7 protein-coding genes are annotated in these 13,458 nt (G+C 43.6%); 2 read left to right on the top strand and 5 right to left on the bottom strand.

What is annotated here, in order from left to right; genetic code table 11:
• The first annotated feature begins 1 nt into the window (after position 1).
• Positions 2 to 496: a DUF6691 family protein gene (locus COR50_RS10835; RefSeq protein ID WP_098193997.1), complete on the top strand. Its 495-nt coding sequence runs from the start codon at positions 2 to 4 to the stop codon at positions 494 to 496.
• A gap of 1,258 nt (positions 497 to 1,754) precedes the next feature.
• Here COR50_RS10835 and mutS read toward each other — a convergent pair.
• A complete protein-coding gene (gene mutS, locus COR50_RS10825) occupies positions 1,755 to 4,364 on the bottom strand; it encodes a DNA mismatch repair protein MutS (RefSeq protein WP_098193995.1) in 2,610 nt (869 codons plus the stop codon).
• A gap of 242 nt (positions 4,365 to 4,606) precedes the next feature.
• Here mutS and COR50_RS10820 point away from each other — a divergent pair, with 242 nt between their 5' ends.
• Complete coding sequence (locus tag COR50_RS10820) at positions 4,607 to 5,965, top strand: MBL fold metallo-hydrolase (protein ID WP_098196190.1); 1,359 nt, start codon at positions 4,607 to 4,609, stop codon at positions 5,963 to 5,965.
• Between the two features lie 93 nt (positions 5,966 to 6,058).
• On the opposite strand, the gene COR50_RS10815 is transcribed toward COR50_RS10820, so the two are convergent.
• The 4 genes from COR50_RS10815 to COR50_RS10800 all read right to left on the bottom strand — a co-directional run bounded on the left by COR50_RS10815 (position 6,059) and on the right by COR50_RS10800 (position 12,902).
• Positions 6,059 to 7,660 (bottom strand): RagB/SusD family nutrient uptake outer membrane protein, encoded by a 1,602-nt coding sequence (locus COR50_RS10815; protein ID WP_098193994.1) that lies wholly within the window; start codon positions 7,658 to 7,660, stop codon positions 6,059 to 6,061.
• Positions 7,661 to 7,692: 32 nt separating this feature from the next.
• Positions 7,693 to 11,187: a SusC/RagA family TonB-linked outer membrane protein gene (locus COR50_RS10810; protein ID WP_098193993.1), complete on the bottom strand. Its 3,495-nt coding sequence runs from the start codon at positions 11,185 to 11,187 to the stop codon at positions 7,693 to 7,695.
• A gap of 6 nt (positions 11,188 to 11,193) precedes the next feature.
• A complete protein-coding gene (locus tag COR50_RS10805; protein WP_098193992.1) occupies positions 11,194 to 12,210 on the bottom strand; it encodes a FecR family protein in 1,017 nt (338 codons plus the stop codon).
• Between the two features lie 104 nt (positions 12,211 to 12,314).
• Positions 12,315 to 12,902 carry an RNA polymerase sigma factor gene (locus COR50_RS10800; protein WP_157760749.1) on the bottom strand — a complete coding sequence of 196 codons (588 nt, stop codon included), beginning with the start codon at positions 12,900 to 12,902 and terminating at the stop codon, positions 12,315 to 12,317.
• Positions 12,903 to 13,458: the final 556 nt, after the last annotated feature.

Below are 13,458 nucleotides of genomic sequence, written 5' to 3'. Positions count from 1 at the left end.
GATGCAACAAATTCAAGATACAGCGACGGATATCCGTCACCAGGACACTATTTGTACCAACGATTCACAAAAAACACATCCATGGTGGTATAATTTCAAGTATGCCTTGGTGGGCGTATTATTCGGTGTAGTGTTCGTAAAAGCCGAAATCATTTCCTGGTTCCGCATACAGGAGATGTTCCGCTTACAAAGTTTTCATATGTACGGTGTAATAGGAACTGCGATTGCCGTGGCGGCGCTTTCGGTTTTTATCATTAAGAAATTCAATATCAAAACCATCCATGGGGAGCCGATTATATTTACGCCAAAGAAATTTACGAAAGGACAAGTCATAGGCGGATTAATTTTCGGCTTGGGCTGGGCTTTGACAGGCGCTTGTCCCGGACCATTATTTGCCCAAATAGGTACGGGTGCATTTGCAGTAGCCCTAGTGGTTTTGAGCGCGATTGCAGGTACCTGGGTGTACGGATATTTTAGAGAACGTTTACCGAAATAATCATATTCGATTTGATAAAACGATGGCGAACAAGAACACTCAAAATCTTTGCTGGTTCGAGCTTCAAAGCTCGGACCACGTACAATCCAGGGCTGGTACAATTCCATTAATAACGAATTGGAAAACACCCAGGGCCATATAAACAGCCATTTTTTTATTGGATTGATATTCCAAGTTAATACTCAGAGATCCAAACAAGAAAACCAGGTTTCGGACTGTAAACCCAGGCTAGTACTTGTATAAAAATCTATAAACGAATTTTAGGACGAGCCAGGCCCCACTTCGGAAGTACCCCTACCCACTTCAGAAGTACCCCCACCCACTTCGGAACTCCGATCGATGTGCTTTTAACTCCAAATTCGGATTAAATAGGTGGATAAGACGGGTTTTAAGCCTCATTTTTGCAAAAAATACTGCCAAACAATGGTCATTTAAGGCATTTTTAAGGTAAATTTCAAAAAGCACCCCACTTCGGAAGTACCCCCTACCACTTACCGGAAGGGTATCGACCTTAAAATAATCCCGAAACCGGAGTTCAGAAGTCCATCCCCCCACCTCGGAAGTACCCCCACCCACTTCGGAAGTACCCCCACCCACCTCGGAAGTACCCCACCGGGCTTTTTAAATGGCGCTTTCACCTAAATAATTTGACGCAAACACCCATTTAGAACACAAAAACGACATAAATTAATTATAAATTATATATATTAGCTTCCCTTACACTCAAATAGGGCGAACATCCCGGTTATGAAGAAAAAATGGAAAATTTGAAAAACAGGTTTCGAAACACTGGCAGGGCAACTTGTACGTCAGCACCAGGGATTCCGCAATTTTTTGGCTATTGTGTAATGAGTAAGAACCATTTCGTTTTCGGTACAATTGTAATGACCTAACTTGCGCGTGGGTCCGAGCTTTGAAGCTCGAACCAGCATAAGCATGATTTTCGGGGATTTGTGCAGAGCATTCAAAAGCCGAACCAGGTTTGGACCTACGAGCTTTGAAGCTCGACACCAGCATAATTTTCGGGAATTTGTGCAAAGCATTCAAAAACCGAACCAGGTTTGGGCATCCAAGCTTTGAAGCTCCACACCAGCATGATTTTCGGGGATTTGTGTGGAAACATTCAAAAGCCGAACCAGGTTTGGACCTCCGAGCTTTGAAACTCGACACCAGTATTTTCCTGTTCGAACCTTCGAATTTATCTTGAAACAACCTGTAGTTTCCAAGGTCGGGTCAGCAGAAATCAAGACAAAATTATTTAATGCAACATTGCTTTAATTTCATTCAACTTCAACAAAGCTTCTACAGGAGTAAGCCGGTTAATATCGGTAGCTTCTAATTTCTCGCGTATTTCCTGGAACACTTCCGTATGGGTATCAAAAATACTCAGTTGCATCTTTGGCATCGGCGCCTCTATTTGTTCTACTGCCGATTGCAGGGAAGCATCGATATGTTGCGATTCCAAAAGTTTCAGGATATCATTTGCACGGTCAATTAATTGGGGCGGCATACCGGCAATTTTAGCTACGTGGATACCGAAGCTATGCCTGCTCCCTCCGGGGGCAAGTTTTCTTAAGAAAATAATTTTATTACCAACTTCCTTATTCGTGATATGGTAATTCTTCACGCGGGAATGCTTGTTCTCCAGTTCATTTAATTCATGGTAGTGCGTGGCGAACAATGTCTTGGGATGATGCGCCGTCATATCATGCAAATATTCCACGATGCTCCAGGCAATAGAAATACCATCGTAAGTACTCGTACCCCTACCGATTTCATCTAAAATCACCAGGCTCCTGGCAGTTAAGTTATTAATGATACTGGCCGTTTCGTTCATTTCCACCATGAAGGTTGATTCGCCGCCGCTTAAATTGTCGGAAGCGCCAACACGGGTGAAGATTTTATCCGTTAAACCGATGACCGCACTGCCGGCAGGTACGAAACTACCGATGTGGGCCATTAGCGTGATGAGGGCCGTTTGCCTCAACAGGGCCGACTTACCGCTCATGTTAGGACCAGTAAGAATAATGATCTGCTGCTGTTCCTTGTCGAGCAATAAATCATTGCTTACATAAGTTTCCCCCATCGGCAAGCCCCGTTCTATTACCGGGTGCCTTCCTTCTTTTATATCGATGCCGTAGCCGTCGGTGATCTCCGGTCGGCGGTATTTAAACTGTAGGGCGTCCTGGGCAAAGCATAACAGCACGTCCAACCTTGCCAATAATTGCGCATCAAGTTGGATCGGCTGGATATATTGTTGTAAAGACTGCACCAGGTTGTCGAACAGTTGTAATTCCAACACCTGGATTTTTTCTTCGGCGCCCACAATTTTTTCTTCGTATTCTTTTAATTCGGGCGTGATATACCTTTCCGCGTTGGCCAAGGTTTGTTTCCTGATCCATGTTTCCGGTACTTTATTCTTATGCGTATTCGTTACTTCCAGGTAATAACCGAACACGTTGTTGAACGCGATCTTCAGGGAAGGGATGCCGGTAGCTTCGGATTCTTTCTGTTGAATTTGTAATAAAAATTCTTTGCCGGAATGCGCTATCTTCCTCAAATCATCCAGCTCCGTATTCACCCCCGCTTTCATTACCCCGCCTTTATTTGCCAAGGCAGGAGCATTTTCATCAATTTCATTCAATACACGTTTCAACATCTCCGCGCAAGGATCCAGTTGCTCGCTGATCTTGTGCAAGTAATCATTATGATTGGCTGCTAATAAATGTTTGATTAATTCCACCTGTTGCAAGGCCCGCGCTAATTGCAATACTTCCCTGGGATTAATTTTTTTCATCGGTATCTTGGACACCAACCTTTCCAAATCACCGACCTGCTTTAAAAGATGGCGGAGTTCCGAAGATAATTCCGATTCCTTGATGAAAAACTCAACTGTATTCAAACGCTCTTCTATGGCTAATTTATCTCTCAAGGGGAATACCAACCATCTTTTCAACAACCGGGCGCCCATCGGGGTCAACGTATGATCCAGTACCTGTATCAAGGAATTGCCGTTCTCCACGGTACTTTGTAATAGTTCCAAATTCCTGATCGTGAAGCGATCCATCCAAAGGAAATCATCTTGATCGATCCGCTGGATATTAGAGATGTGCTGCAAATGCGGATGTTCCGTATCTTTTAAATAATGGATAGCCGCCCCTGCCGCAATAACGGCTTCATTCATTCCCTCTATACCGAAGCCCTTGAGCGAATGTGTTTCAAAATGTTTGCATAGCAATTCGTATGCATAGGTTTGTGTAAATATCCATTCTTCGAGGGTATAAGTATAAAATTTAGACCCGAATTGCTCCTTGAAAAACTTCTGTTGCTGTTTAGCAAATATGACCTCTGCCGGTTTGAAACTTTGCAACAGCTTATCGATATATTCTAAATTTCCTTGCGCCACGAAAAACTCGCCCGTAGATATATCCAGGAAAGCAACGCCGTTAATTTTATCACTTAAATGTACCGCGGCTAAGAAATTATTATTGGCATTATCTAAAAGTTTATCATTCACGGCAACGCCGGGTGTCACCATTTCAGTCACGCCCCTTTTAACGATACCCTTGGCTGTTTTAGGATCTTCGAGCTGATCGCATACGGCAACGCGGTAGCCTGCCTTCACTAATTTGTGCAGGTATGTATCCAAAGAATGGTGCGGGAAACCCGCCAAATCAACATATGATGCAGAACCATTGGCCCTTTTTGTTAAAACGATTCCTAAAACCTGTGCAGCTATAACGGCGTCCTCGTTGAATGTTTCGTAAAAGTCGCCCACCCTGAACAGCAATACGGCACCGGGATATTTCGCCTTGATCGCCTTGTGCTGTTGCATAAGTGGTGTTTCTTCTTTTTTACTTTTAGCCATGCGGCAAATATAAGCCTAATAGGAGACGCATGGAAGGGTATGTGAATAAAATGGGGATTAGATATATTACTGGAAACATACCTCATAAAATATTTATAACAATTTAATTATAAATCATTTATAAATTAACTTTCAAACAATTACCCCTTGTTAAATGTTGGGTTTAAATCAGTAGGCAGTGTGACCCAGGTCACGAATTAAACATTTGATCCGCTATACATTTGTATAAAATGATGAAAGTTATGAACATCAAACAATTTTATGATAAGCCTTTAGCACAAGCTTCTTATGCCGTTTGGAACAACGGGCAAATGATCCTGGTTGATCCGTCCAGGGATCCGAAACCTTATTATGACTTGGCAGCTTCCACCGGAAGTAAAATCATGTACGTGTTGGAAACACATCCGCATGCCGATTTTGTCAGCAGCCATTTACAGATTCACCGGGAAACAGGTGCGCAAATCCTGGTAAATGACTTGGTCGGGGTAAGTTACCCGTACCAATCGTTTAACCATGGCGACACGATTCAAATCGGTGGAAATGCAACGATTAAAGCTTTACATACACCCGGTCATTCACCGGATAGTAATACATATTTATTAATGGATGAGCATGGCCAGGAAGTAGCGTTATTTACCGGCGACTTCTTGTTTATCGGTGATGTCGGCAGACCTGATCTACGCGAGGGTGCAGGAAAGATCCATGCAAAAAGGCAGGAACTTGCCCGTCAAATGCATCAATCCATCCAAAACATCTTACCGCAAATTGACGGGAAAGCGGTCGTATACCCCGCTCACGGGGCAGGTTCGCTTTGCGGAAAAAATTTAAGCGATGAGTTATCAGATACCTTGGCTAACCAAAGGATCACCAATTGGGCATTGCAGGATATGAGCGAAGAAGAATTTGTTGAATCGCTGCTAGCCGATCAGCCCTTCATCCCGAAATATTTCCCCTTCGATGTGGAAATTAACCGGAATGGCGCTGAATCATTAGCTGCCAGTATAGCCGGCATTCCATCTTTGCAAGCAGATGCAATTCTTGATGAAGATGCTGATATCGTGGATACGCGTCCCGAGGCAGATTTTAAAGCCGGGCACTTAAAAGGAGCGATCAATATTCAAGCAGCAGAAAATGATAAGTACGAAACATGGCTGGGCAGCCTGGTCGATCCCGGTAAAGCATTTTATATCGTGGTACCAAATGATGAAGACAAGGCAAACATCTTGGAAAGAACCGCGAAGATCGGGTATGAAACTGCCGTGAAGGGAGTTATTGTTGGAAAACAATTCCCGGTAAAAGATATTACCCGTGCAAATGTAAAAGGCAACCCGGATGAAAGCGGTGAATATTACATCGTGGATATCCGCCAGAAGGGAGAACATGCTACCAATAATATCTTCGAGACCAGTGTTAACATCCCGTTGGCAGAGTTGAAAGATCGTGCAAGTGAAATCAAAACAGGTAAACCGGTATTAATTCATTGTGCCGGAGGTTACCGCTCCGCGGTGGGTGCGAGCTTGTTGCAATCTGTAAGACCGGATTTGAAGATAGTAGATTTAAGCACCGATATTAACAACTTTAAACAAGCTTTACAACATTAACATTAATAGGTGAATGCTTCGATAGAATGAAAATTACCGGTCCTCAACAGGACCGGTATTTGTTTAAGAGAATGTAGTATTTAATCTTAGTTCTTAATTAATATCCCACCATAAAGGAGTGCCGCCCGTATCCGGGCCACCTAGTGAAGCAACTGCTTTTTCTACTGCGGATTTATTCGTACTGTATTCGCTGGAAGGATAGCTGATCCTTCTTACGAATTGTTCGGTAGGAATGGCCCCGTTACTATTATTTACAACCACGGGAAACAACTTGGGATACCTTGTTCTGCGGAACTCGGCCCAAGCTTCGCAACCTTCAGGGAAAGTTGCGATCCATTTTTGCGTGATAATTCTTTCTAATTTTTCAGCTTGCGATGCACCTTCATTCCAGGCGATCGTAATCGTGCTGAGGTTAGCATTTCCAATTGCCACGTTATTACCGGGATTTTGAGGATCGCTGTACGGTAAAGGTTTACTGCTATTATCGGCAATGTAATCCGAGTAATTGGCAACTAGTCCATGCTGCGTAAACGATGCCAGGATGCCTTTTTCATAATCTTCTTGCGCGTTCCCGGCATTCGCCCAATCGTACAAAGCAGCTTCCGCTTTCAGGAACCATGCTTCGGCAGCGGTCATCAACTGTACTTTTGATTCAACGGGTTTCAAGGCAGAAAAACCGGCGTAAGTATCCTTGCTAGATATGGCGATACCATTCCTGATACCTTTGTATACGCCGCCGATGATCGACTTAGCCGTATCGAAATATATGGAAATACGCGGGTCGTTATACCCCACCAGGAAGGACTCCATCGGAGCACCCATACGAATATCTCCCCATGAACCGGAGTAAACATTCAGAGGGTGCTGCAAAGGAGCGATATCAACCAAGGTATTATCGGTTGCACCATCGGCAAGCAAACCAAATGGATGGGTCAAGGCCGCTTCTCCCTGCTCTTTGGCTTTAGCAGGCGCTACTTTTGAAATCCTGATGGCTAATCTCAGGCGTAAGGTATTGGCAAACTGTACCCACTTTTTATAACTACCACCATAAACTTTATCGAACTGTGTAAACGCTTTAACGGCGCCGCGATTTTCAAATGCAGTCAAAGTGTCTATAGCTTCGGAAAGATCCGCGAAAAACGCATCGTACACTTCTTCCTGCGTATCGTAAGTAATAGAACCATCTTCGTTGATCTCTCCATAATGTGAATATATGATCGGGCCGTAAATATCACTGACCCTATGCATACCTAGTACCCTCAATATCTTAGCCCAGGCATAAAAGTCGTTGAACTTACCATAAGCCCTGTCGATTACGAATTTGCAAGGCGGCATAATATTCGTATATGGAACGCTCCAGATATTCGTATTCCAACCGTCGATGAAACTGTAGTTCAAATTATTGACATTCCCGGCGAAAGGAGTAGGTGACATCATGTAGCCGGAATACACATCTGCATTCAGGTTTTGTTGAACCTGGGCAACCCAAACCGGATCTACGCTGTAAACATTATTGATTACTTGTACCAAGGGATCACCAAGATACCTGAAGTCCTTCGCTAACTCCTCTTCAGAATAATCGTAAGGATTCGTGTTGATATTCTCGAAATTCTTGGTACAAGCCGTGAGCAAACAAGCGGCTCCCACGGCAATACCAAGTGATTTCAGAGTAGATTTATAATTATTTTTTTTCATTTTTGATGAATTAACTGCATGATAAATATTGATTAGAAACCTACTTTCAGATTTACTCCTAAGCTGCGCGTAGCAGGTAACCCGAATACATCGATACCCTGCAAACCATTCCCGGTACCCATCGATAATTCGGGATCAAAAGGAGCATCGCATTTAAAGAAGAATAAGTTTCTACCGATAATACCTAATCTTACATCTCTCAACCATTTTGCTTTCAAGGGTAATTTATAGCTGATAGCCAATTCGCGTAAACGGATCGAAGTGGCATCGTACATATACAGTTCCCCGATGCCCGCACGACCGCCAACGTTAAAATAATAATCCCTCGGATCGAGGCTGCTCACGGCCTTATCATTCTCGACATCGAACGCATTCACGGGAACGCCGCCATTATCACGCGCATTTGCTGTAACCTTCGACACACCGTATGCATCTAATACCGATTGCGTTACGCTCATCACTTTTCCCCCGAAACGGCCATCGATTAAGAAACTAACCGATAAATCTTTGTAGTCAAAGCTGTTGTTCCAACCCAACATGAAATCAGGATTGGGATTTCCAACCTTTTTCGGCTCCTGTGACAATGTATTGATAACAGGTTCATAGCGGTTCGTTTGGGAATTTAACTTCACCAGGAGTTGCCCCTCGTCATTGTAAGCAAGTTCACGGTTGGCATAAATATCACCCCAAGAACCACCTTCACGGATGAAAGAGCCGTACATATTTACACCGAATTGCGTAAGGGTAAACATATTTGAAGGCGATGCTCCCGGCACATCCGGATCACTTAATTTCACGATCTTGTTCCTGTTGGCGGCAAAGTTGAAAGATGAATTCCACCTGAAATTATTGGTCCTGAGCGGCGTTAAAGTTAACATGGCTTCCACGCCGTGGTTGCGGATATTCCCAAGGTTCAGGTAGTATATCGTATAACCGGAACCTACGGGGGCAGGAACTTCCATGTATTGGTTGAAGTTATTATTCACGTAATAAGTGAAGTCCAGGTTAACCTTATCATCAAACATCCGGGTTTCGAAACCTATTTCAAAAGATTCATTTTTTTCCGGCTTCATATAAATACCCGGTAAAGGGGTCCTCGTATTAAAGGTAACGCGGCCCACCCCGCTGAGAATCTGCTGCGAGAACTGCCCCGGCCGCGAGCTGTAGGGTGCAATATCATTACCCACTTGAGCATAAGAAGCCCTTATCTTAGCAAAGTTGATAAAACTTGGCAGGCTTAGCATATCGCTGATCACGTTCGTGATACCAGCAGAATAATAAAAGAACCCGCTGCTCATTGTGGGGGTGAACGCGAAGGTGCTGGACCAGTCATTACGCCCGGTAAGGTCCAGGAACAAATAGTCCTTCAAACCTACTTGTACGCTTCCAAAAAGAGCCTGCAATTGCCTGCGTTGAATGCTGTGTTGGGCATCGAGTGCATTGGCCTGTATGTTAGCAATAGAGAACTTGTTGGCATATTCTAACCCGGGGCTGGCATTTTGATTTACGCCGACCATGTTGCGGTCATGCATCTTCGTATCGGTGATACTTGTACCCACGGTAGCGCCGATCCTCCAATTTTCAGAGAGTTTTTTATTCAAGTTAAATATCAGGTCGGCATACAATTGGGTATTGCGTTCTTTTTCATTGATATACCTACCATTTGCTGGGGCAATTACGATTTGGGTGCCGGCATTGGCTTTCAGCTCATATTGATCATACGATTTATCAAAGCTTCCCCTCGCCTGTACATTCAACCAATCTGTTAACTGGTATTTTGCCGTAATGGAAGTCATGGCGCGATCGCGGTTATCATCGGAAGCAGTCCGGTATAATACCCAGTAGGGGTTTTGCTGATCATCGCGCCCCCTCCAGTTATCTGCATCGGGATTGCTATAGTCGATATTCCACCAGCGCTGCAAGTCAAAATTCCGGGATGGCACGAAGCCTTCAAAATGAGTAGCATAATCATCGAAATCTTGTCCCCTTGGGAATAGGTATAAGCCGGGCAGGGGGTTGTAATAAATACCCGGGCTTAACCTATTATGCGATTTCTGATTAACGAAAGTGATGTTCGCATCTACGGTCAACTTATCATTCAGCAAACGTAAGCTTTCCCTGAAGTTCAAAGTATGCCGCTTAAATTCGCTGGATGGTAGTATCCCTTTATTATTTGTATTGGAATAGGAGAAATACGTTTGCGCTTTTTCCGATCCGCCGCTGAGCGAGATGGAATTATTCCAGGTATTACCCTTGTTGAAGAAATCAACTACATGGTTGGGCGCATTCACTACTTCCCCCCAGCTTTCGGGTGTTCCCGGCGTAGCGCCCGGTTTTTCCGTTTGACCGTATTTATATTGCAGTTCCGGTAATTTCATCACGGACTCCACCGTAAAATCGGAGGAAACATCGATCCGAACGCGGCCGCTTTTACCTTTTTTAGTGGTGATGATAATAACGCCGTTGGCTGCCTGGCTACCGTATAAAGCCGCGGCAGAAGCGCCTTTCAGGATATTAATCGTCTCGATATCGTCAGGGTTAATATTTGATATACCATCTCCGCCATCACGGCCACCCGTCACGGCAATGCCGTTGGCTTGCCCCCAGACGTCCGTGGGTTGCGCCGGGGAAAAATTCGCCATGGGTACACCATCGATAATATATAAAGGTTGGTTCTCGCGGGTGGATTTATTCCCCCTTAAAACAACCCTGGCGGAACCGCCGATACCGGAAGCGCTCCTGGTGATCGTTACCCCGGCAGCTTTACCGGCCAAGCTATTGATGACGTTCGCATCTTTTACTTTAGAAAGTTCATCACCATTCAATTGCTGGGTGGCATAGGTCAACTCCTTGGATTTCTTCTGAATACCCAAGGCCGTCACAACGAATTCGCTCAGGGCCTTCACATTATCTTCCAAAACAACATCCACCAGGCCACTAGTTGGAATGATCGCTTCCTTGATATTGTATCCCATTGAGCGAAACACCAAAATTTCGCCAACGTTGGCTTGCAGGGAGTAGGTACCACCTGGGCCAGTTTGCGTACCGTTGTTCGTTCCTTTTACCATCACCGTAACACCCGGGATCGGGCTGCCTTTCGCGTCCTTCACGGTTCCTTTTACATTGATGACCAAGGATCCTTTACCATCCAGCGTAACGGATTCAAGAGCATTATTCCCGGCTATTCCCGGTAAGCGAACTATTATTTTATTATTTTTTCTTGTAAATTTAAGTCCCGTCTGGGTGGATAACTGGTACAGGACCTCTTCCAAAGGCTCATTTACACAGTTGAGCGTAATTTTTTGCTTTACGTTGCACTCAGATTTGTCGTAATGGAAACTCAAACCTGTCTTAGCGGATAAGGTAGCGAATACATCCTCAATGTTCTTGTTTTTAACTTGGATGGAAACGCTGATGTCTTCCTGCGACTTGGCTGCTGCACTGGCGGGGCCTAAAACCGCCAGTTGCAAGGCCAAAACAAGTCCTACAGTACAACACGCATACATAAAGCGTAGGTATTTGTTCATACTTGCTTAATTTTTACTTGTTAGAATTATTGTGTCATTCTTGATCATATAATCAATATTTTTAGTCAAGCAGATCGTCTCGATGACATCTTGCAAGCTTTCGTCTTTAAATGAACCCGTATAACTCCAATCTTCTTTGCCGCTTTCGTTGATGACTTTCACATCGTATCGATTTTCAATTTCGGTGATAATTTCGCCCAGGCTGGCATCTTTAAATACCAGGTAGCCGTGCTTCCAACCGACGATTTCATCCGGCTGAGAAAAATTAGATTTTACCATTTGCAAGGAATTGCGGTCAAAGCTCAACAACTCGCTGGGCAATAGTATTACCTGCCCGGCATTTTCTTGCTGTACATTCTTTTGATCTACCTTTACTTTACCTGTTAATAAAGCGACTGTTATTTTATGTTCATGCGGATATGCCCTGATATTAAAAGAAGTGCCGAGCGCCGTGGTAGATAGTTCACCCGAAAAGACTGTGAATGGCCGTTTTTGATCGGTCGCTACTTTAAAAAAAGCCTCCCCTTCATCCAGGAAAATGTTCCTCGCGGACGGACCGAAATCAACCGGGTATCGCAATTTGCTGGAAGCATTCAGGGAAATGGTACTTCCGTCAGATAATACGATCCTTTCACTGGCGCCACGCGCGGTAGTTATTTCTACGAAACCATCCTTAACGATCTTGTTAAGCTTGGGATGGCCCGCATCTGCTAAACCTTGATGGGTAGAGGCTTTATTTGTATATAAAGAGTAAATGACTCCAAGGGAGAGTATTAATACCGCTGCAACACTCAGCCATCGCCACCGGGATGAGCGGATGCTTTTTAGTTGCCTAGGATGAATTTGCTCCTGCAATCGGTCCTGTACTTCATCGAGCTGCTCCTGTAAAAAGTCATCTTCGATAATTGCATTAGCATTCCTATTGATGCTATCGAACCATTGTTCTATCACTTCCCGCTCTTCTACGGAGCATTTTCCTTGCTTATAGCGTTCCAGGATTTGTTTAATTTGGTCAATATCCACAGTCGGTATTTTAGATGTATACCTAGGAAGTCGTGCGTTGTGGAATTTGGTACCATTTAGAATGGAAAAAAGATGTACCCTTCAAAAAAAGTAAATAACAGGGGTTAATAATGCTGGTATAACAATGATCCTAACGCGATCATCATCAGCATATCGGATTGATAATGTGTTCTTAAAACCTTGAGCGCTTTACTGATTTGGTTTTTAACTGTTTGGGGTGATAAGTTTAATTTATCGGCAATCTGCTCGATACTCATATTTTCAAAGCGGCTCAACATGAAGACCTCTTTCATTTTTGCAGGAAGGTGATTGATAGCTTCCAGTACCTCCTGGGCTTTTAATTTTATATCGTAATGATCGGTAATGACATGCGGATGTGCATCAAAGTGTTCTATCAATTGTTGCAAGTACTTCCTATAATTGGCTTCTTTACGGTATATATCGATAATTTTATGCCGTACTCCTTGGTATAAATACGCTTTTAAGGAATCTATTTTTGCAAACCTTCTCCTTTCCCAAAGACTGGTAAATACTTCCTGTAATATATCTTTCGCAGTATCATTAGTATCTACCTTACTTAAAATATACAAGTACACCTGGCGGCTATACCGCTCATAAATTGTATTAAATGCAGGTATATGATCGTCCTTGAGTAACAATAACAATTGCTCGTCCGAGTAGTTACTTAACATTGACATTGGTTGATAATATTGTAAATAGGGCACTTACACTGGGATCTTCCGGCAATTTAGTTTTGAATTATACCCCAAGTTAATACAAATTTAGGCGGATTTGCAAACTTGCAAGCCGTGTATTTTTTACGCTATCAAGATACTTTTCCGGCAGGGGTCATAGCCGAACCCGCCATAGTCAAAGATTTCAAAAATCATAACCCGGGAAAAATATTTTTAATTTTTTTTCATTGTTGTCCGACTAAATTTTAACCGGGGAGCAATTTGACCCCTCAATAGTTCAATTCAATGTTCATCTGCTCGTTTCTTGTACTTTTTTGTTTACCCAAAAAAGCACGAAAAAAGGGCACAAACTGGCCATGACGGCCACCAATTTGATCGCTCGATCTGGCCTTTCTACTACTGTATGGCCAAGCTACCCTTCGCTATCAACGGTGCGAAGTTCCACGGTTCTCTTGGCGGTGGATACCCCGGATTTTGAATGTATCATCCTTCGCTTATATCCTTGACCAGGTAAGGAATTCAAGTACCTTTAAAGCATTTTTAGTCGGACAAC

Origin of the sequence: Chitinophaga caeni (genome assembly GCF_002557795.1) — a bacterium.
In the GTDB taxonomy this organism is placed as follows: domain Bacteria; phylum Bacteroidota; class Bacteroidia; order Chitinophagales; family Chitinophagaceae; genus Chitinophaga; species Chitinophaga caeni.
Note: the sequence above shows the minus strand (reverse complement) of the source record. Positions and strands in the feature narration are given on the sequence as shown.